Genomic DNA, 21092 nt, shown 5'->3' with positions numbered 1-21092 from the left:
TCTCCTCAGCGTCCAGAATCCACTATTACCTACATTGTACAACACTTTTCATTGATTATGAAATCGATAAGACCCATTCTTCAACAAAATTAAGTGCTGCATCCAATTTTTCAGGGTCTTTTCCGCCGGCTTGGGCCATATCTGGACGTCCGCCACCGCCTCCGCCGCAACGGGAAGCAACTTCTTTGATCAATTTACCAGCATGGAAACCGCGATCGATATAATCCTTGGTAACCCCGGCAATTAAATTGACTTTATCACCTTGGGCCGATCCTAATACGATAATGACAGAATCGAGCTTTTGTTTCAAATCATCAGCCATGGCACGCAGATTATTCATATCGGTAGCTTGAACTTTTGCCACCAATACTTGAACCCCATTTATGTCTTTTACGTTAGAAACAAGGCTTCCTGCTTCAATATTACTTAACTTTGCAGTCAGGCTTTCATTCTCACGATGAAGATCCTTCACTTCAGCTAAGACCGTTTCAATTCTTGAAGGTACATCTTTCAAGTTCGTTTTCAGCTTAGCAGCCGCGTCTTTCAAGACACCGATTTGATCAGTCATCAATTTGTATGCCCCGGCACCCGTTACCGCTTCTATCCGGCGAGTCCCTGCACCGATGCCGCTTTCTGAAACGATTTTGAACAAGCCGATCACCGCTGTATTCGGGACGTGGACACCCCCGCAAAGTTCAAGACTATAATCGCCTATTTGAACGACACGGACAATCTTGCCGTATTTTTCGCCGAACAAGGCCATTGCACCCATCGCTTTAGCTTCTTCAATGTTTTTATAGTCCGTATTCACTTGTAAGCTTTGCCAAATCTTTTCATTTACAATCGTTTCGATCCGCTCAATCTCTTCCACCGTTATCTGGCCAAAATGAGAGAAATCGAAGCGAAGGCGCTCAGCTTGTACGAGTGAACCAGCCTGATTGACATGTGTACCAAGCACATCTTTCAACGCCTGGTGCAGAAGATGTGTCGCAGTATGATTTTTCGTGATATGGATGCGGTTCTCTTGATCTACCGCAGCAATGATATCGGAATCTGATGTTAAAGTGCCGGCAGCCACTGTTACACGGTGCAGATTTTGGCCATTAGGAGCTTTTTGAACATCATGGACATCAACCTTCACGGCTTCACTAGCCATCGTTCCTTTATCAGCTATTTGCCCGCCGCTTTCCGCGTAGAAAGGAGTCTTGTTCAATATTACCTGAACTTCTTCACCTTCTTGTGCCTCCGTAACAAGCTCGCCATTTTTAATGATGGCAGAAACTTTGGCTTCAACCGCAACTTGATCATAGCCGACAAATTCACTTTCAACTTTAATATCGCCTAATACCCCGCCTTGGATTTGCATGGAATCAACATCTTGACGTGCTGAACGGGCACGTTCACGCTGTGCATCCATTTCTTTTTCAAAACCGGCTTGATCGACGGTCATGCCTTCTTCTTCTGCATATTCTTCCGTTAACTCGATCGGGAAACCATATGTGTCATATAAACGGAATGCATCACTGCCTGGAATGGTTGTACCGCCTTTTTCCTTTTCCTTTCTAATGACTTCAGAAAGGATGGCCAGTCCATCATGAAGGGTTTCATGGAAGCGTTCCTCTTCATTCTTGATAACTTTTGCAATGAATTCTTTATTATTGAGGACTTCAGGGTAGAAGTCTTTCATGATTTCGCCGACGACCGTCACAAGCTCGAACATGAATGGTCGATTGATGTTGATTTGCTTAGCATATCGAACCGCTCTGCGGAGTAAACGGCGCAGTACATAACCGCGGCCTTCGTTGGATGGAAGAGCCCCGTCACCTACTGCAAAGGCTACCGTACGAATATGGTCGGCAATGACCTTGAATGCAACATCTTTTTCTGAATCAACACCATACTTCACATCGGAAATCTCTTCGACTGCCCGGATGATTGGCATGAATAAATCTGTATCATAGTTCGTAGCCACATCTTGAACGACGGAAGCCATACGTTCAAGGCCCATTCCTGTATCGATATTTTTCTTTGGAAGCGGTGTGTAAGAACCGTCAGGATTATGGTTGAATTGAGAAAACACAAGATTCCAGACTTCCAGATGCCGTTCATTTTCCCCGCCTGGATATAGTTCCGGATCATTCGGATCATCGCCATATGCTGGTCCGCGGTCATAGAAAATCTCTGTATTCGGGCCACTTGGACCCTCACCGATATCCCAGAAGTTTTCTTCCAGGCGAATGATTCTTTCAGCAGGAACACCGATTTTCTTATTCCAGAGTTCGAATGCTTCATCATCTTCAGGATGGATCGTCACAGCCAATTTCTCTTTGTCGAACCCAATCCATTTTTCATCCGTCAAAAATTCCCATGCCCATGTAATGGCTTCTTCTTTGAAATATTCACCAATGGAGAAGTTTCCGAGCATTTCGAAAAACGTATGATGACGTGCCGTTTTCCCTACGTTTTCAATATCGTTTGTACGGATGGCCTTTTGAGCATTTGTAATCCTTGGATTTTCAGGAATCACCCGTCCATCAAAATATTTCTTTAACGTCGCCACCCCGGAATTGATCCATAGCAATGATGGATCTTCATGAGGAACCAATGACGCACTTGGTTCGATGTTATGGCCTTTTTCACTAAAAAAATCTAAATACATTTGGCGGATTTGAGCACCAGTTAAATACTTCATATATATATCCTCCTTTTAAAATTATGTAATTTTGAGCACACAAAAAACTCCCATCCCAAAAACAGGGACGAGAGTTAACTCGCGGTACCACCCTGATTATGGACGCAGAAACATTCCCGGGTCCATCACCTTCATAAAAGCCTTAACGCGGCATGACGGCAGGTATTAGCTGCTCTCAGGACTAGCTTTCTGCTGCTCTTCACCTTGCAGTCCCTTTCAGCCTGGGGGACCCCTCTCTTTTAGATGGACTTCAGCATACTTCATCCTTCAACGAATTATCTTATGTAATGGATTATATTCACAAGACTTTTATTTGTCAATAAGGGGCGGCTTCTTTCTAAAGTGAACGCGGGCATGAAGCACAAAAACTTTCAACACAGCCAAAATGGGTATCGAAAGGACCATGCCCGTGATACCGCCTATTTCACCTCCGGCCAATAATGCGAGCATGATGAACAGCGGGTGCATATGGAGGCTTTTACCGACTATGAGCGGCGACAGGATATTTCCCTCGAGAAATTGAAGCACGAGCACGATGACCGCGATGATCACCACCATTTTCACTGACATTGTCGCGGCGATGATCACTGCAGGGATGGCCCCAATAACAGGCCCGAAATACGGAATGACATTCGTTATTCCGATTATCGCCCCCAATAGAAGCGGATATTGCATTCCGACTACCCAGAAGAGCAGCGAGGAAATCAAACCGATCACGGCACAGACGATGATTTGTCCGCGGATATATCCGCCAAGTGACGCATCCACATCACGAACGAATGCCCGTCCCTGCTTGCGCCACTTCTTCGGAGTCATATACCATGCCATTTTTTTTAAAGCTGTGAAATCTTTCAGGATATAAAAAGCAATGAATGGAATCAACGCAATAAGGAGTATGAAATCAATCATCCGCATTGCATACTCCATTGCCTTTTCAGGTATACGCTTCAGCCAATTTTCGAAAAGGGTGACACCTTCTTCGAATCTTTCATGAATTCCGAACGGCCACGCCGCCGTCTGATGGTTGAGTTTATCAATTCTGCCCCGGTACTGTTCAACCAGTTCCGGTACGCTTTCCGACAGCTCGCGTACCTGGCTGACCATCACTGGAATACCTTTATACACAGCAAAGCCGATCCCTCCGAAAAACAACAAATAGATAATCGTAATCGAAAGCCAGCGACGCATCCCTTTCTCATTTAAATATTCCACAACAGGATGCAGCAAGTAACTGATGAACGCACCAATCAAAAAAGGCAGCAGTACCGTCACACATACAGTAAAGGCAGGTCCCCACATGGGCTTAAGTTTCATAAAAATATAGATAACGAAAAATAAGAGCAATAAAAAACCCAGGCGATAAAACCACTTTAGACGAATACTCACTATAAACACCTCCCGCTCATTTATTCTTCGAAAGGCGGAAGGTTTTCATACATAAAAAAGAGTGTCCTCATTATCAGGACACCCATTCCCGCTATAATAATGACTTTAATCTTTTGCGTATTTTCTTCATGTTCCGCTTGATCATCTTCGAGTTCATCAAGTCCGAACCCATATTCATTAGAGTATTCCGTGAACGTCTAGCCATTGCAAACACCTCTTCCGTTAAATTACATACTGAAGCGGCGGTCATTTTCCTCAAACAAATCGTCCAATGAGCTTAAACTTCCATCTTCCTCGACTTGGTGCGTATTAATTAGGCCTTCGGATAAGGTCATTTCAATAAAGCAATTCCAACAATAATATTGATTCACGCCAATCTTCCCAACATCTTTACTGCGGCAATTCGGACATTTAATTTCCAAAATGGACACCTCACTGTTCATAAACTGAAACAATGATGGTATCCTTCCCTAATGCAGGCGGCTGTTTTGATTCTATCACTGTCGACTCCGAGAAAAACCCATCCGTTGTTTCATACGCTATAATCGTGCCCATTTTCTCCTTGAAATATACATCCTGCAGTAAACCCAGTTCTTCGCCCACTTCTGAAAAAAGCATGCGTCCCAATAATTCGTCCTTCGAAAGGCATATGGAATCCGCAGGTACTTTCCTTAAGCTTGAATCCTGTTGCAAGATGACGATCCCATCTGGACCGAATGAAGAAATATCGTCAAGTTTCAAATGAAAAGCTCTTTTGAACAATGCTTGCTGATGAACGACCAAGCCTGTTACCTGACCCATTTCAGAAATTGATAAATCGTGGACCGTGCCGACTCTTTCTCCTTTGATTGTAAAAACCGGCATCCCTTTCAATAATGAAAACGTCCGCAAGGTCATCCCGCCTTTCCGAACATTCTTATTATCTCTTTTCTGCTGAAAATAGATGTGCTGAAAGGTTTTCCATTGTTGCTCGATCTTCCGGAAATACAGGGAACAGGCATAAAAAAAAGACCGGTTTCCCGGTCTGACCCACCTGCTTTACCATCCCCTGCTGGCACCTCCGCCACCGGAACTTCCTCCGCCGCCGCCCCGTGGACCGCCGCTGCCGCCTCCACGGCCACCGCCGCCTCCGCGACTAATGATTATCAAAAGGATATTGATTAGCATTTGAAGGAAAAATCCTTTAAAGAACTTGGCATCGAGGATGAATACGATGATGACTACGATGATAATGAGGAAAATCTGTAAACCTGATGGCTGAAAGTTTTCTGACTCAGGCTGAACGGAGAGATCTTGATAAAACTCGTCACCTAGGTTGTATTCTTTCGTGACATCGTTATATACGGCCTTATAGGTTTCCGTCAGGGCAACATCATATTTACCCTCTTTCAGCGCAGGGATAGCCACATTGTCCAAAATCTGTCCAGATTTTATATCGGTAATGGCCCCTTCCAAACCGTAACCCACTTCAATACGGATTTTTTGTTCTTCCATGGCCAGAACAATGAGGACTCCATTGTTCAACTCGGCATCACCAAGCTTGAATGATCTCAATGCCTCGACCGAGTACTCCTCGATCTCGGATCCTTCCATCGAATCAACCGTCAAAACGGAAATTTGTGCTTTTGTGGCATCATCCAATCGTTTCCCAAGTTCGATGAGTTCGGATTTTTCCTGATCATCCAGGACTCCGGCGAAGTCCTGAACATATATATCCCCAACTGGTTCAGGGATGTTAGGTTGTGCTGCGACCACGTTTGCTAAACTGCACGTGAGAATGAAGAATAGCGCAAACACAGCGAGTCTTTTCATTATTTATCGCTCCCGAAATCAACCTTTGGCGTTTCTTTTTCTTGATCGGTCACTTCAAAATATGGTTTAGCATCGAACCCGAACGCTCCTGCCATCATATTCTTCGGAAAGCGTTTAATCATCTTATTATAGTTGGTAACTTCATCATTATAGTCTTTTCGTGCTACCGTCAGCCGATTTTCGGTTCCTTCCAAACTATCCATGAGACCCTTAAAGTTCTCATTGGCCTTTAAATCCGGATAGTTCTCGACAACCACCAAAAGACGGCTCAAGGCCCCGCTCAATTCTTGATCAGCTTCAATCGCATCTTCAGTCGAATTGGCACCGGCCAACTTTGAGCGTGCATCACTCACCGCTTTAATGGCTTCCGTTTCATGCGAAGCATAACCCTTCACCGTTTCAACAAGATTCGGAATCAAATCCGCTCTTCGTTTTAATTGGTTATCCACCTGTGACCATTTATTGTCGACGTCTTCATTGGCACTTACAAGGCCGTTGTACGAAGATGCCCCATAAATGACAAGTAAAACGACAACGACTATACCTATTATCCACCCTTTTTTCATCAAATCCCCCCTGCTCTTTCACGTTTAAGTTATATTCTATATTAGTTCCACCAAAACTATGAATTTTAAACAAAATTCATTAAATGTAGAAACAAAACATTGATCACCAGCTACATGAAATCATAAGGGGTGACACTTTCCATCCCGATCATCGGGTCAGCATGCATGAGAGTATCAAGATAACTTGCCTCTTGTGCATGTACCTCTCCCTTTTCAACCGGCATATCTTCCTCACTCAAAATCTCCCGCAGCTTTTCACGCAAAGTCGTTTTCCGGCGCATCTCATCATTACGCTCGATCCCTAAACGGAATGCATCCTCTTCACCACAAAGGATCAAGAAATTTTTACTGCGGGTAATCGCCGTATACAATAAATTTCGGCGGAGCATCCGATAATAACTTTTCACTACAGGTAAAATAACAATGGGGAATTCGCTTCCCTGCGACTTATGGATGGAGCAGCAATATGCATGAGTAATCTGGTTCAAGTCCTGTTTCGTGTAGGTCACCTCGATACCTTCGAAAGATATGATAACTTTATCGACATGATCGGTATTTTCCTTAGCGAACAGTATGGACACGATTTCACCCATATCGCCATTAAAGACACCCTCCTCTGGCTGGTTCACCAGTTGAAGCACCTTATCACCCGTTCTGTATATCACGTCACCGAATTTAATTTCCCGCCGCTTTTCATCCGCATTGCCATTGAACACTTCCTGAAGCATTTTATTCAGTGCATCAATCCCGGCAGGCCCCCTATACATCGGAGCCAGCACCTGTATATCCCTGGCCGTGAAACCCTTTGTCCTGGCATTCGCAACCACTTTCTCGATTACCTGGGCGATTTGCCCGGTCTGGCAGCGAATGAACGATCGATCTTCTTGCTGCTTCGTAACATCATCCGGGAGTCTTCCTTTTTTGATGTCATGGGCCAATTCAATGATCGATGAGCCGTCAGCTTGACGGTATATATGTTCCAAACTGACAGTCGGTACACAATCCGATGCAAGCAAATCCTTTAAAACCTGCCCAGGGCCGACTGATGGCAGCTGATCTTCATCACCTACCAATATCACTTGGACATTTTCCGGCAAGGCTTTAAACAATTGATGGGCCAACCACGTATCCACCATGGAAACCTCATCGATGATCACGATCCGGCCATCCAACTGATTATCCTCATCATGGGAAAAGCCTTCACTCCCGTTCCACCCCAGCAAACGGTGGATCGTAACAGCGGGAAGTCCAGTCGATTCGGCCATGCGTTTCGCTGCACGGCCAGTAGGAGCCGCAAGTACGAATGGAAATGGATCGCTTCCTTCTTTTTTATAATCGTTAATGTCCATGGATACACCATGCAGCTCCGCATAAAGCTCAACAATTCCTTTGATCACTGTCGTCTTACCGGTACCCGGTCCCCCCGTCAAGATTAACATGGGGGACTGCAGGGCTGTTTGTATCGCTTCCTTTTGGGCCGGGGCGTAGGAAACATCAAGCCGCTCTTCCAGCTTCCCAAGTGCCAGCAAAAACTCCGATTCCGGGAACTGGTCCTCATACTCCGTTTGAGCAAGCAGCCGCTTGATGTTCATGACGATTCCCTTTTCGGAATAGAATAGTGAAGGCGGATAAATTCGTTGATCCTCGACAACTATTTTCCCCTCTTGCGTCAATTCGATTATTTCCGAGGAAATGTTTGTGAATTCAATGCGATCCCGTTTATTTTCCTCAAGCAGCCGCTTGACCGCTTCCAATAGCTGCTCGGCTTCTATGTAGATATTTCCATCCTGGAGGCATTGTGATTCAAGTGTATACAAGCACGCAGCCTTGATTCGGTCGGGATGGCTGCCGGAAATGCCAAGCTGATGCCCAAGCTCATCCGCCCGTCCAAAACCAATCCCTTCAATATCCTCTACGAGCTTATAAGGATTTCCCTGAACCATCGTGATCGTATCCTGTTTATACATTTGATAAATCTTCATCGACAACTGTGGTCCAAAGCCATATTGATTCAGGGCGATCATCACCTGCTCCAAACCTTGATGCTCGACTAATGTATCATAGAGGCCCTTTGCCTTTTCCCCTGATAGCTTCGGGATATCATCAAGTAACGAAGGCTGAGCCAGAATTTTGGAAATTGCCTTTTCCCCTAGTGTCTCAACAATGCTTTCGGCTGTTTTTTTCCCAATGCCCTTGAAAAGATCACCGGATAAATAACTGACGATCCCTTCCTTGGATTGAGGCAAATCCTTACGGAAATGCTCCACATGAAATTGAAGGCCAAAACGCGCATGTTCCTTCATCGCCCCATAAAAAATATAGATCTCATCCTCATGCATCCTTGGAAAATAACCTGTTACGACAGCTTCCTTCTCTTCATAATTCAGATTCGTTTCATGCACACGAATTCTTACAACCGAGTACATATTTTCTTCATTATGAAAGATCGTCACTAAATGACTTCCTTTCATGAACATTTTCTCCTCTGAAAACAAATCCAACGAATCTTGCTGGCTCAACGCTACTCCCCACCTTTCCATGCATATGCCGACTATTTACTCAGCATTCATTTCTTCCATCAGTTTCTTACCGTGTGCAGCAAGCATATGGTCAGGCTGTGCTTCCAAAGCCTTATCAAAATAAGCAATCGCTGCTTGCGCATCTTCACGATACCCGGCAAACGCAACACCTAAATTATAATAAGCATCGGCATGTCCCGGATCCTGCTCCACAACTAAATTCAGTTGATTGATCAATTCATCGTATAATTCCGCATTGGCAAGACATAGTGCATATTGGAATCTCGCGTCAACGTCCTCTGGGCTCAGCTCCACCGTTCTCTGTAAATAAGGCATCGCCAACTTCGGTTGATCCAACGCCATCAATGTCAATCCAAGCATAAAGTAAGCATCGCTGTTCTCCAGTCCCAAGCGGATTGCCTTTTCAAACATATCCTTCGCTTCGACTAATTTAGAATCGGATTCATAGTATAAGTTACCTAATGAATAATAAGCCGCAGCTGCATTTTCATCCAGCTCAATCGCCTTTCTGTAAAACTTGACCGCTTTATCCGTTTCACCAACGGCAGTCAATACATTCCCGAAATTTATGTAGGCAACAGGCTCATTCGGATTTTCCTCGATCGCCTCATTAAAAACTTTCGCCGCTTCTTCGTATTTCCCTTGCTGCATTAACTCAATTCCTAGTTGATTCTTATCCATTATCATTTCACACTCCATTTTTATATTAAAAAGTATAGCATAACAGTAGTCGAATTCAGACAGCACACCCGCAATCCAAAAGAAGTCCCCAACCGCAAACACAGCTGGGGACATGCTTATTTTACCCTACGTAAGTCAGTTTTTCACCTTTTTTAAATACCTCATCAATCGTACCGCCACCAAGGCACACTTCACCATCATAGAATACGACTGCTTGTCCAGGTGTGATCGCGCGGACTGGCTCGTCAAAGATGACTTCGACATCACCATTTTCCAAGACCTTCACCTTAACACCGCTATCCTCTTGACGGTACCTGAACTTTGCCGTACATGTAAATTCATCCGCAGGTATATGTTCCGCTACCCAGCTAACATTCACTGCACGAAGCGAATTGGAATACAGCACATCATTATCAAACCCTTGACACACATATAAAACATTGCGTTTCAAGTCTTTACCCGCAACAAACCAAGGATCGCCGCTGCCGCCAATCCCCAGACCGTGACGCTGACCGATGGTGTAATACATCAATCCGTCATGCTTGCCCATGACCTTGCCATCCATCGTGACCATATCTCCTGGCTGAGCTGGAAGGTAATTGCTTAGAAACTCTTTGAAATTACGTTCACCGATAAAACAGATGCCTGTAGAATCTTTTTTCGTTGCCGTAGCAAGACCCGCTTCTTTCGCAATCTCACGGACTTCCTTCTTATCAATATGTCCAAGCGGAAACATGACTTTTTCCAATTGTTCTTGAGTAAGTTGATTCAAGAAGTACGTTTGATCCTTATTATTATCGATACCGCGAAGCATTTTGTATTCGCCATCCCGGTATTCAACCTGTGCGTAATGACCTGTAGCCACATAGTCAGCACCAAGACTTACCGCATGTTCAAGAAATGCCTTGAACTTGATTTCCTTATTGCACATTACATCCGGATTCGGAGTGCGGCCCGCTTTATACTCATCCAAGAAATAAGTGAAAACTTTATCCCAATATTGCTTTTCGAAATTGACCGCATAATAAGGGATGCCGATTTGATTACATACGGCAATTACATCATTGTAATCTTCCGTTGCCGTACAAACTCCGTTTTCATCTGTATCATCCCAGTTCTTCATGAAAATCCCGACCACATCATAGCCTTGATTCTTCAATAGCAGGGCTGACACAGAAGAATCCACGCCTCCTGACATGCCCACGACGACGCGGGTGTCCTTTGGTGCTTTATTCATTCTGTCACCTCATTTATTTAAAGAAGGAATTATCTTCCCACTAATCTTTGAACGATTTTAACGGTGGTTTCAGCTGCCTGCCTGACGTCCTCTTCCGTGTTGTTCAAACCGAAGCTGAAACGAATCGAATTCTTCGTCCGCTCCGAATCTTTCCCGAACATCGCCACTAGTACATGCGACGGATCGATTGACCCGGCTGTACAAGCGGATCCGCTCGATACCGCAACACCTGCCAAGTCCATATTGACGAGCATCGATTCCACATTCGTACCCAGAAAACTAACATTCAGCACATGTGGCAGCGACTGTTCCATAGATCCGTTAATTTCATATTGTACATCCGCCTCATCAAAGACGGCAAGCAATACGTCTTTAAATCGCTTGTATTGCTCCGTTTTCTCTTCCATCGAGCTTTGTGCAAGTAAAACAGCTTCTGAAAAACCAGCAATTGCCGGCACACTCTCCGTACCTGCACGGCGTTTGCGTTCTTGTTCCCCGCCATATAAATGCGGATTCAGCTTCAAACCTTCACGCATATATAGAAAGCCGATTCCTTTGGGACCGTTGATTTTATGTGCTGATACACTCAGCAAATCCACCCCCAACTCACGAACGTCAATACGGATCAAACCATATGCCTGGACCGCGTCCGTGTGGAAAATGGCTGGATGCCCCTTGAGCAGCTGTCCAATTTCAGCAATCGGCTGAATCGTTCCAACCTCGTTATTGCCGAACATGACCGAAACCAAAATCGTATCGTCCCGCAATGCAGCCTTTAAATCGGCAATTGAAATAAGCCCCGCTTCATTCACAGGTAAATATGTGACTTCAAAGCCAGACTTCTCAAGGAATTGGCACGTATGCAAGACCGCATGATGCTCAATCTCCGTCGTGATGATGTGCTTTCCCTTTTCTTTATAAGCATTGGCAACACCAATGATTGCCGTATTATCCGCCTCGGTTCCACCGCTCGTGAAAATGATTTCATTCCGCCCGGCACCTATGCTCGTAGCAATACTCGAACGCGCCTCATCCAAAACATGGCGCGCCTCCCGCCCGAAAGCATGAATGCTCGACGGATTGCCAAAGTCATGGCTCATGACTACCATCATCCTATCGATCACATTCGGATGCATCGGTGAAGTCGCAGCATGATCTAAATATATTCTGTCCACTTTTTTGTCGCCTCCATTAAAAAAACGCAAGCGCCTACATAATAGGCGCATTGCTAATCACTTAAATATAGTACATATAAGAATCGATTTCACCCGTATCCTTGTAGCTAGCCAAATCCATAAGCGTCGTATTATCCAATACATCCTTCACAGCATCGCGAATCCGGATCCAAAGCTGGCGCTTAACCGGCTCTTCATCCTCAATGCCTTCAACCGGGGTAATCGGCCCTTCCAATACGCGGATGACATCACCCGAAGTGATCTCCTGAGGATCTTTAGACAAGACATACCCGCCATAAGCACCACGGACACTCTTCACCAACCCTGCATTACGAAGCGGCGCAATCAACTGCTCCAAATAATGCTCCGACAAATTATGCGTCTGGGCAATCGATTTCAAACTTTTCGGGCCTTCTCCATAATGTTTAGCAAGCTCGATCATGATCGTTAAACCATAACGGCCTTTAGTAGATATCTTCATACATATACACCTCAAATTATTTATCCGTTTCTAAATTCTTTTGAAATTATAGCATATTCCCGCCGGAAATGCATTCACCCGCCCTTCATTTGTCAAATTATCCTAATTGGAAAGGTAGGAAAATGCAAAAAAAGAATGAAATGTAACTGATCGGATGACGGATTTTTTTCCGGTGTAGACGGAATTTTGGGTTAGGACGGATTATTCGTACGCACGGTCGGATAGTGGGGAAAGGTCGAATTTCCCGCTCGGACGGCCGGATTATTGGGCCCTAGCTCGATTTAATATAAAAGTTCGTTCCATGCCACATTTATTTTCACTAAAATATAGGAAATCACTTTATTAACCGAGAATACTTCACTTAAATCTATAAGGAGTGGTTATCATGATCATTAAAAACTGCAAGATGCCTTTTAAGATAGACATGCTAGATGCTCTGCTCTGATGAGACACTTACCTCCCGGACATGCGAGGCAACCTGCAATAATTGCAGATATCAAAAAAATCAAGGCAGGATACAACGGTGAATACAGAGTCTTCCAATCTCTTAAATCCCTTCCTGAAAAAGAGTATCTACCCTTTCATGACCACCGTCTATTTGGATCACCTTTTCCCTTCCAAATGGACATCCTCATCCTCACATCCTCTTTCCTTTTAATCCTTGAAGTCAAAAACATGGCTGGTGAAATCTTTAAGTGTTCTGCATTTACCATGGAGCGGAAATCAAAAAAGTGGATTTGCCGTACCTGTTTGGATATTTCCCTTGATGCTCACATTTCGGCACTTTATGATTATCTATACCTCGTTAAACCTACAATTACAAACAGCGCATTTCGAAACTTCGTCCAACTCCAATCCCCATCCAGTGCAAAAAACTATTACTTTCACTGAAACTGAATCATTCCGGCCATACTAGAGGCAGCGTTTATCTATTAAATTCTCTCTTAGAAGGATAGATCGAATTATTCCCTGGTAGGTCGGATTATTCTGCTGGTAGGTCGAATTAATTCATTTTAGGACGGATTATTCCCCCGGTAGGTCGATTTATCGAACTATAGCACAAATTAAATCCCCAAACGGACTACTATATTAAGAATTCGCTCTCTTTTACACCATAATCAGCGCATTTCCCCTATCAGTTGTGATACCTTATATAAAAAGGAGAGGTGCGCAATGAATATTAAACCGCTTGCTTTCCGGATGCGGCCTCGATCGATTGATGAGATCATCGGGCAGGAGCATCTGGTCGGTGAAGGAAAAATTATTGCAAGGATGGTGAAAGCCAAGCAGCTTTCTTCCATGATTTTGTATGGTCCGCCGGGAATTGGCAAGACATCGATTGCAAGTGCGATTGCAGGAAGCACGAAGTTTGCTTTTCGGACGCTGAACGCGGTGACCAATAATAAAAAGGATATGGAAATCGTGGCAGCCGAGGCTAAGATGTCCGGGAAAGTGATTCTGCTGCTTGATGAGGTTCATCGACTCGATAAGGCGAAGCAGGATTTCCTATTGCCTTATCTTGAAAACGGGATGATCACCTTGATCGGTGCAACTACCAGCAATCCCTATCATGCAATCAATCCGGCCATCAGAAGCCGGTGCCAGATTTTCGAGCTCAAATCATTGGAAACCAATGATATAACCAAAGCTCTGGAACGGGCACTTCATGATGAAGAACGGGGGCTTGGTGCGTATAAAACCGATGTCAGCCTTGATGCCCTTACCCATTTCGCGACTGCTTCCAACGGAGATGTCCGCAGTGCCCTTAACGCTCTTGAACTCGCCGTCATTTCCACCGAAACCGATGAGTCCGGAACGATTCATATAGATCTACAAATTGCCGAGGAATGCATGCAGAAAAAAAGCTTCTCACATGACAAGGACGGAGATGCCCATTATGATGTTCTGTCGGCATTCCAAAAATCAATTCGCGGAAGTGATGTGAATGCAGCCCTTCATTATTTGGGGCGATTGGTCGAAGCCGGTGATCTTGTCAGCATTGCCCGCCGCATGGTGGTCATTGCCTACGAAGACATAGGTCTTGCCAATCCCCAGGCTGGTCCCAGGGCACTCTCTGCCGTCGAAGCCGCTGAACGACTTGGGTTTCCTGAAGCCCGGATTCCACTTGCCAACTCAGTGGTCGAGTTATGCCTATCACCAAAATCGAATACGGCTATTGTCGCAATTGATGCAGCTCTGTCCGACATTCGCAGCGGCCATAGTGGAGATGTACCAGATCATCTCAAGGATGCCCATTACAAAGGCGCCACTGACCTCGGACGCGGCATCGGCTACCTTTATCCGCATGACTACGAGAATGGCTGGGTGAAGCAGCAATACTTACCGGACAAACTGCGCAGCAAAAAATATTACAAACCTAAAAAGAGCGGAAAATTTGAACAAGCCCTTGCCTCGGTCTATGAAAATATCGAGAAAAAGAAATAACTCCGGATCACTTCAGACCCGGAGTTTTTTTATTGTGGGAATTGAAAACTTTTAATATTCCTCAGATTGACAAAGACCGCCTCCTCATGAGCATTCATCAACCTTATTACTCATTCCAATATTCTGCGGATGCATAACTAAATTGAGCACGACCAGTTTATTGGTTTGTATGTACACCTGTCAGCCAAACGCTCCGGCTAGGACTTTCTTAGTTAAAAACCGGAACGCTTAGGCTAAATTCCCTTTGAATCGCCTTGCTTGGCCAATTTTCCCCGGGAATTAGTCCGCATCAAGGGCAGAAACAACATTTCAATATTTGATTCTAGCCCGATAACTTTTACAGCATTTAATCTTAGATTATTGCGGACTGCAATCTGCGCACTTTTAGCCGCAGAAAAATTAGGTTTCCTCGTATCCAGTAAAAGGATATGTCAATTGCGATTGCTAGCGGCATGTCCACTTTCATAAGAAGGCACAACAACTTTTTGGTTGCTGTACCTGTGTGGTCAATCTTCTTCTTTATAGATACCCTTCGATGCTTTAATCATATTTTCCAGCCACATTTTCTTAAATACATTTACACGACGAGGACTGCCATTCTCTTCACCCTCAGCTGAATTTTCTTCTGCGGTGAGTTCATTTGTACCAATTTCGCCGGAAAGGATTTCATTTGAATTGCCTTCATCTGCTGAATCCGTTGAGCTACTTTCATCTGATGATGAGCTTTCCGTTGAACTACTTTCATCTGATGAGCTTTCCGTTGAACTACTTTCATCTGATGAACTTTCCGTTGAATCACTCTCATACGATGAGCTTTCCGTTGAATCACTCTCATACGATGAGCTTTCCGTTGAATCACTCTCATACGATGAGCTTTCCGTTGAATCACTCTCATACGATGAGCTTTCCGTTGAATCACTTTCGTACGATGAACTTTCCGTTGAATATTCCATTTATTTTTTAACCTCCAATATTTATTTAATTATTCTTTAGGGATATCCGTACTGCATATATATGCGCCTTCTATCTAATAGGGACTTTGCTTATCACCCATTTTAAAGTAAAACTTCATTCTCTTAGGAATATTTGGTGATTCAATTTTACCTGGTCAATTTAATTAGACTCAAAGTTTCTTCTCCTTGCAAACAAAAAAATAGCCTCGGAATCGAAGCTACTTTACATTTTCCCCTTCATGTTAGCTATGATGTCCCTTTAGCCAACCGACCACCGATTTCCCACTACTTTCGCGGAGGTCCTCGACATTTTCTTTTGAAATGATCTCTCCATCCTTAATCAGAATGACTTCATCAAGGATGTTCTCGATTTCCTCAATTTCATGAGTCGCCATAATAACCATTTGCCTTTCAAAATCGATAGAAGACAGCAAGCACCGTACAATCGACTCCCTGACCATAACGTCCAACCCTGAGAATGGTTCATCCAATAATATGACCGGTGCCTCACGGGAAAGGGCTAGCACTAATTTAAGCCTTCCCCGATTACCTATCGACATCGTACGGACCTTCATCCGGTCATCCAATTTCATGAATGCCAGCATTTCAATTGCCTTATCCCGATTAAAATCAGCAAACTGCGATGCATGAAATTCAATATACTGACCTGCCGTAAAATTGGGATAGAAAAAATCAAGCTCTGTCAGATAAGAAACAACAGAAGCTGTCCTCCTGCTTACCGGCATCCCAGCGACCGTCACTTCACCATGATCCGGTTTCGCGAGACCCGCAATCAGTTTGAGCAATGTTGACTTACCGCTACCATTGGCTCCTAACACCCCATAAATCTTCCCCACTTCAAACGTGAGTGATACACCATCAAGGGCAGCAATGCTTCCATACCTTTTCGTTACATCATGCAGCTCAACTGTCATTCCGCATCCCCCTGCTTCTTCAGAAATTGCTGTACCGCCGTCAGCATTTCTTCTCTCGACAAGCCAATTTCTTTCATGTTCTCAACGAATGTCTCAATAACTTCCGTTTGAATCCGGGTACGCAGTGAAGCAATCAGCGCCGAATCATTTTTAACGAATGTACCTTGCCCCCTTCTCGTCTCCACAATTCCATCCCTCTCAATCTCGCTATAAGTACGCTGTATCGTATTCGGATTGACACCCATTTCGACAGCCATTTCGCGGACCGATGGCAATTTATCCCCACTCTTTATTTCACCCCGTACAATTGAATAACAAATTCGATCCGCAACCTGTAAATAAATCGGCTTTGATGCATGAAAATCCTCTGGCATCCTTTACACCTCAATCTTTCGGTCCAGCAGCCAACATGAAGCGAGGAACAATATCACTAATCCAATAACATCCAACCCGCTTGTCAAAAGCGAAATATTTCCCCCGCTTTCTATATAAAACTCCAACTTGGCTTGAGACAAGCTAAACGACGAACCGCTAAAAGCCGGTACAGCCCATATATCATCCAGTTTCTGATATACCATTGTATGACCAACCCAATTTTTCAACAAAACCATTCCTATAAACAGAAGAGACACTAACAGCCAACGAATATTTTTAATAAATTGAACCCTTGCGAGTGCATGATACACTACCCATAAAAACATCATAAGCACAGCTATGACAATACTAACCGCCGTCATAACCCCGCCTAACTGTAACAAGCCACCTAATTCTGTAATATTTCCCACCTGAAAGTCTTGCTGAAAATAACTAGTCGGAACCTTAAAAGCCACAAATACTAAACAACTGGCAAATAAAATGGAAACCACTTGAAACAGCACACTTGACACTAATTTACTTCCAAGCAACATCGCTGCAGACTGGGGATTGTGAATCCACAATTGCGTCTTCCCCTCGTAATTCAAACATCCAAAAATCAAAGAGAACATAATAAATGGCTGTAAGAACAAGATCACCCATGTACACATATAAAAAAGACCTGCAACTTCCAAAAATTTGGATACTAAAAAAGAAATGAACACCAAGCCAACTTGCGCAACCAACAACCACAGAAGTGTGGATTTCCCGATCAACCACTCCTTTTGCACTAAACCTTTAAATGAATTCAACTTCTCAACCCCTTCAGAATTGTTCTAGTTACATAGTACACAGTTACACCAAAATATGTCAAAGGTATTATAAAATAACATAATATACTATTCTTTTAAACTGAAATTAAATATAATAGATGATGTGGTTACAAAAAGAGGAAGGAAGTAATATATGAGACATGAAAAAAAGAAGAAAAAGAAACGGACTTGGCTGAAGGTAGTCGGTATAATTGTCCTACTTTTTATATTAGCAGGGGGAGCTTTTGCCTACTCTGTATGGAATTCACTGACAAAAACCGTTGACACGATGCATACACCAATAGACCGTACCACGGATAAACGAACCAAAGACCTTGCACTATCAGATCAGGAGCCATTCTCGATGCTCATGCTCGGTGTCGATGAACGTGATGGCGACAAAGGCCGTTCAGATACTATGATCGTCTTGACAGTCAATCCACAAAAGAAATCGGTAAAAATGCTAAGCATTCCGCGTGATACACGGACCGAGATAGTCGGTCATGGTACACAGGATAAAATTAACCACGCATTTGCTTTCGGCGGAGCGAAAATGTCCATGGATACCGTTGAGAATTTCCTGGATATCCCTATCGACTATTATATGAAAATCAATATGGAAGGCTTTAAGGATATCGTTGACGCAGTCGGCGGCGTGACTGTCCAAAACGATTTGGACTTCACCTATGAAGGCGTCCATTTTGCAAAGGGAAGCATTAATCTAAATGGGGAAGATGCACTTAAATATTCGCGAATGAGATATGAAGATCCGAATGGTGATTATGGCCGTCAATCCAGACAACGTTCCATCATCGAAGCTGTCATCAAGGAAGGCGCAAGCCTTTCATCATTGACGAAATACGATGATGTCTTCGCTGCATTAAGTAAAAATATCCAGACGAATTTGACGTTTGATGACATGATGGACATCCAAAAGAACTACAGGGACGCTAGCAAAAGCATAACCCAAGCAACTATTCCAGGAAATGGAACGAAAATCGACGGAGTCTACTATAATATTGTGTCGGATGAACAAAAAGAAAAGGTTCAATCCGAATTAAAAGAACAATTATCCATCAAATAAGAAAAAATGAAAGAGCTGTCCGGACCCGCATCCTGACAGCTTTTTCATTTTCCCCGTCCAATATTCTGACAAAAAACGGACACCAATTGTAGAGATTTGTAGGAATTTTTGTTGTTTATTAGGCATAAAAAAACGGTATAATCTAATATGAGCTGATAATTCCATCTTCCCCTTGCCCCTTTAAATCACTAGACCTATTATTCTATGGACCCGGAATTCCATCAACCACCATTCATCAACTATAATAAATAATCCTAAACAAAAGGAGCGGATTTACATGAAAATCAAAGCAGGCAGCTGGGCTATGCTAAGCACACAGGACAAAATGTTTATTCTTAAAGCCATCAGTGATCGTTCAAGAATGAAATATGTTTCATGAGAAGTAGATCTTATCATCGCTACATGAGAGCATCGCCTCTCCCTTTTCAATAAAACGAACTCGAGCCTGAAAAAGGAGAGGAATCTATTCAAACTGGTGATCCCATAACAAACGCCATTCGCCTTTTTCTTTCACGACATAGCAATCTTGTTCCATGTAAACATCCAAAGCGAGAATTGAAGACCTGTGTAACTGGAATTTCATAGGCCGTTTTATGCTGCCTCCCATCCTTATCCAGCCTCCAGTTCTTCACTTTCTTAAATTGGCCTACATCATACTGAAAGGTCTGCACTTCCATATGCTGGCGCTGGACCGATTTTGCACATCCGCAGGTTCGGAAAACCGAAGCTTCACTTCAAAACTTAACATATCCCTGGACTTCCCAAAAAATGATACAAGCTCGCCGATACTCCTATAGGAATCTTATCTTGTCTCCTCACCTCATCGCCCTCACAGGTTATCATTCATATATAAGGATAACGACAAAAAAGAAGCATGTTGGTAGACATGCTCCTTACGTATATGTACCGAAAAAGATTTCTTAGATTCTATGACGCCTTCTCCGATAAAAGAAAAGAAAACAGAAGATTCCTAGCAAACCGCCAAATGTGTCAAGCATGACATCCTGCCATAAGATGAAAATCTACCAATCATATTCTATTAGGTTATTCAATGATCCCGCTTAATTTCTCCTTAATCTCTTCCACAAGTTCATTCACAGTAACATCCTGCCCAGACTCTCCTTTTGCAAAAGTGTCTTTTATAATATCAAAAAAATCCATTCGTAATTTCCACTCCAGTATATATTTGAGCCACCATTTTCATCCTGTTGTCCTAATCCTTTTTTTCAAAAATAAGGATTATAGCTCTTTTATTTGATAATCACATATATTAAGGATTGGCAAGCGGAAACTAGTTTAAAAGCCAAAAATTCACCCAATTTTAACATTTCCGAAATATACCGGAGGAATGAATAATAGTAAGATATAAGTAAATAGGTGTGATATAAGAAAACCAAAAAAGGACCGATTACTCAGCCCTTTTTTGATACCCAATGTTATGATTGTCCCATAAAATAAGTCATTAATGAAATTAAAACTAACGTAATGGTAATATAAGTCCCAATAAAAATTTTCTTGCTTCTCTGTTTCTTTTCATAAACTTCCTCGAACGTAATGAATTTGTTTTTTGACATCAAATAATCTCCTTTTATTTTGATGGCAGCTATCTGACATCGCCTACCGCGGCCTTTGCTTGATCACTATAGTGTAGTATCGGCACACTACCAAAAATATTTAAGTATTATTAACTATTTTTTTATAGGCTATATTTCTTAAATCTGTAGCAGGTTACGACTAACTTATTATGTACTTTAACTAAATTCTATGATCATTCTGTTAAATCCTGCCTAGGTATCATTTTAATATCTAATTTTATTAAGCGCTTACTTAATAAAATTCATTATTATTTTTATCCAACCGAAAAAAGACAACCATAACGGTACACTGAATAAAGTTCCCCATATTAATCCCTTTATAAAAGAATTAAGTCCATCCATAA

The 21092-nt window shown here is 43.1% G+C and carries 20 protein-coding genes; 3 read left to right on the top strand and 17 right to left on the bottom strand.

Annotation, left to right across the window (positions count from 1 at the left end; translation table 11 throughout):
* Window positions 1-55: 55 nt before the first annotated feature.
* The 11 genes from alaS to cymR form a co-directional block, all read right to left on the bottom strand.
* Window positions 56-2692 (bottom strand): alanine--tRNA ligase, encoded by a 2637-nt coding sequence (gene alaS, locus QUF94_RS09155; RefSeq protein ID WP_289315583.1) that lies wholly within the window; start codon window positions 2690-2692, stop codon window positions 56-58.
* Window positions 2693-3001: 309 nt separating this feature from the next.
* Window positions 3002-4078 (bottom strand): AI-2E family transporter, encoded by a 1077-nt coding sequence (locus QUF94_RS09150; RefSeq protein WP_289315582.1) that lies wholly within the window; start codon window positions 4076-4078, stop codon window positions 3002-3004.
* A 227-nt stretch (window positions 4079-4305) separates the two neighbouring features.
* Window positions 4306-4521: a hypothetical protein gene (locus QUF94_RS09145; protein WP_063233024.1), complete on the bottom strand. Its 216-nt coding sequence runs from the start codon at window positions 4519-4521 to the stop codon at window positions 4306-4308.
* Complete coding sequence (locus QUF94_RS09140) at window positions 4511-4969, bottom strand: PRC-barrel domain-containing protein (protein WP_483313647.1); 459 nt, start codon at window positions 4967-4969, stop codon at window positions 4511-4513. The genes QUF94_RS09145 and QUF94_RS09140 overlap by 11 nt, the downstream gene beginning before the upstream one ends.
* A gap of 147 nt (window positions 4970-5116) precedes the next feature.
* Complete coding sequence (locus tag QUF94_RS09135) at window positions 5117-5890, bottom strand: TPM domain-containing protein (RefSeq protein ID WP_289315580.1); 774 nt, start codon at window positions 5888-5890, stop codon at window positions 5117-5119.
* Entirely contained in the window at window positions 5890-6459 is a 570-nt protein-coding gene (locus QUF94_RS09130) for a LemA family protein (RefSeq protein WP_483313646.1), read from the bottom strand. The genes QUF94_RS09135 and QUF94_RS09130 overlap by 1 nt, the downstream gene beginning before the upstream one ends.
* Window positions 6460-6566: 107 nt before the next feature.
* Window positions 6567-8975 carry an SF1B family DNA helicase RecD2 gene (recD2, locus tag QUF94_RS09125; protein WP_289315578.1) on the bottom strand — a complete coding sequence of 803 codons (2409 nt, stop codon included), beginning with the start codon at window positions 8973-8975 and terminating at the stop codon, window positions 6567-6569.
* A gap of 36 nt (window positions 8976-9011) precedes the next feature.
* The gene (locus QUF94_RS09120; protein WP_289315577.1) at window positions 9012-9677 is read right to left on the bottom strand and encodes a tetratricopeptide repeat protein; all 666 of its coding nucleotides are present in this window, start codon (window positions 9675-9677) and stop codon (window positions 9012-9014) included.
* Window positions 9678-9798: 121 nt separating this feature from the next.
* Window positions 9799-10914, bottom strand: coding sequence for a tRNA 2-thiouridine(34) synthase MnmA (mnmA, locus tag QUF94_RS09115; protein WP_289315576.1), 1116 nt, complete (start codon window positions 10912-10914; stop codon window positions 9799-9801).
* A gap of 29 nt (window positions 10915-10943) precedes the next feature.
* Complete coding sequence (locus tag QUF94_RS09110) at window positions 10944-12089, bottom strand: cysteine desulfurase family protein (RefSeq protein WP_289315575.1); 1146 nt, start codon at window positions 12087-12089, stop codon at window positions 10944-10946.
* A gap of 61 nt (window positions 12090-12150) precedes the next feature.
* Entirely contained in the window at window positions 12151-12570 is a 420-nt protein-coding gene (gene cymR, locus QUF94_RS09105) for a cysteine metabolism transcriptional regulator CymR (protein WP_034308657.1), read from the bottom strand.
* 444 nt (window positions 12571-13014) lie between these two features.
* Between cymR and QUF94_RS28755 the strand changes: the two genes are divergently transcribed.
* Window positions 13015-13461: a nuclease-related domain-containing protein gene (locus tag QUF94_RS28755; protein WP_353957746.1), complete on the top strand. Its 447-nt coding sequence runs from the start codon at window positions 13015-13017 to the stop codon at window positions 13459-13461.
* Between the two features lie 282 nt (window positions 13462-13743).
* Window positions 13744-15015 carry a replication-associated recombination protein A gene (locus tag QUF94_RS09100; RefSeq protein WP_289315574.1) on the top strand — a complete coding sequence of 424 codons (1272 nt, stop codon included), beginning with the start codon at window positions 13744-13746 and terminating at the stop codon, window positions 15013-15015.
* 506 nt (window positions 15016-15521) lie between these two features.
* Here QUF94_RS09100 and QUF94_RS09095 read toward each other — a convergent pair.
* From QUF94_RS09095 to QUF94_RS09080, 4 genes are all read right to left on the bottom strand, one after another.
* Window positions 15522-15968, bottom strand: coding sequence for a hypothetical protein (locus QUF94_RS09095; RefSeq protein ID WP_289315573.1), 447 nt, complete (start codon window positions 15966-15968; stop codon window positions 15522-15524).
* 242 nt (window positions 15969-16210) lie between these two features.
* Window positions 16211-16903 carry an ABC transporter ATP-binding protein gene (locus QUF94_RS09090; RefSeq protein ID WP_289315572.1) on the bottom strand — a complete coding sequence of 231 codons (693 nt, stop codon included), beginning with the start codon at window positions 16901-16903 and terminating at the stop codon, window positions 16211-16213.
* Window positions 16900-17277, bottom strand: a complete 378-nt coding sequence (locus QUF94_RS09085) for a GntR family transcriptional regulator (RefSeq protein ID WP_289315571.1) — start codon at window positions 17275-17277, stop codon at window positions 16900-16902. The genes QUF94_RS09090 and QUF94_RS09085 overlap by 4 nt, the downstream gene beginning before the upstream one ends.
* Window positions 17278-17280: 3 nt before the next feature.
* Window positions 17281-18069, bottom strand: coding sequence for a hypothetical protein (locus tag QUF94_RS09080; protein WP_289315570.1), 789 nt, complete (start codon window positions 18067-18069; stop codon window positions 17281-17283).
* A gap of 154 nt (window positions 18070-18223) precedes the next feature.
* Here QUF94_RS09080 and tagU point away from each other — a divergent pair, with 154 nt between their 5' ends.
* Window positions 18224-19153, top strand: coding sequence for a polyisoprenyl-teichoic acid--peptidoglycan teichoic acid transferase TagU (tagU, locus tag QUF94_RS09075; protein WP_289315569.1), 930 nt, complete (start codon window positions 18224-18226; stop codon window positions 19151-19153).
* A gap of 1044 nt (window positions 19154-20197) precedes the next feature.
* On the opposite strand, the gene QUF94_RS29060 is transcribed toward tagU, so the two are convergent.
* Window positions 20198-20314, bottom strand: a complete 117-nt coding sequence (locus tag QUF94_RS29060; protein WP_483313645.1) for a YwzD family small protein — start codon at window positions 20312-20314, stop codon at window positions 20198-20200.
* Between the two features lie 275 nt (window positions 20315-20589).
* Window positions 20590-20727, bottom strand: a complete 138-nt coding sequence (locus QUF94_RS09070; protein ID WP_289315568.1) for a hypothetical protein — start codon at window positions 20725-20727, stop codon at window positions 20590-20592.
* Window positions 20728-21092: the final 365 nt, after the last annotated feature.

Source organism: Peribacillus sp. NJ4 (assembly GCF_030348345.1).
Taxonomy (GTDB): domain Bacteria; phylum Bacillota; class Bacilli; order Bacillales; family DSM-1321; genus Peribacillus.
Note: the sequence above shows the minus strand (reverse complement) of the source record. Positions and strands in the feature narration are given on the sequence as shown.

Bases quoted from the DNA above. Each gene is read 5' to 3' on its own strand.
- alaS (WP_289315583.1), bottom strand. From the start codon at position 2,692: ATGAAGTATTTAACTGGTGCTCAAATCCGCCAAATGTATTTAGATTTT.
- QUF94_RS09145 (WP_063233024.1), bottom strand. From the start codon at position 4,521: ATGAACAGTGAGGTGTCCATTTTGGAAATTAAATGTCCGAATTGCCGC.
- QUF94_RS09135 (WP_289315580.1), bottom strand. From the start codon at position 5,890: ATGAAAAGACTCGCTGTGTTTGCGCTATTCTTCATTCTCACGTGCAGT.
- QUF94_RS09120 (WP_289315577.1), bottom strand. From the start codon at position 9,677: ATGGATAAGAATCAACTAGGAATTGAGTTAATGCAGCAAGGGAAATAC.
- mnmA (WP_289315576.1), bottom strand. From the start codon at position 10,914: ATGAATAAAGCACCAAAGGACACCCGCGTCGTCGTGGGCATGTCAGGA.
- cymR (WP_034308657.1), bottom strand. From the start codon at position 12,570: ATGAAGATATCTACTAAAGGCCGTTATGGTTTAACGATCATGATCGAG.
- QUF94_RS28755 (WP_353957746.1), top strand. From the start codon at position 13,015: ATGAGACACTTACCTCCCGGACATGCGAGGCAACCTGCAATAATTGCA.
- QUF94_RS09100 (WP_289315574.1), top strand. From the start codon at position 13,744: ATGAATATTAAACCGCTTGCTTTCCGGATGCGGCCTCGATCGATTGAT.
- QUF94_RS09095 (WP_289315573.1), bottom strand. From the start codon at position 15,968: ATGGAATATTCAACGGAAAGTTCATCGTACGAAAGTGATTCAACGGAA.
- QUF94_RS09090 (WP_289315572.1), bottom strand. From the start codon at position 16,903: ATGACAGTTGAGCTGCATGATGTAACGAAAAGGTATGGAAGCATTGCT.
- QUF94_RS09085 (WP_289315571.1), bottom strand. From the start codon at position 17,277: ATGCCAGAGGATTTTCATGCATCAAAGCCGATTTATTTACAGGTTGCG.
- tagU (WP_289315569.1), top strand. From the start codon at position 18,224: ATGAGACATGAAAAAAAGAAGAAAAAGAAACGGACTTGGCTGAAGGTA.
- QUF94_RS29060 (WP_483313645.1), bottom strand. From the start codon at position 20,314: ATGGATTTTTTTGATATTATAAAAGACACTTTTGCAAAAGGAGAGTCT.
- QUF94_RS09070 (WP_289315568.1), bottom strand. From the start codon at position 20,727: ATGTCAAAAAACAAATTCATTACGTTCGAGGAAGTTTATGAAAAGAAA.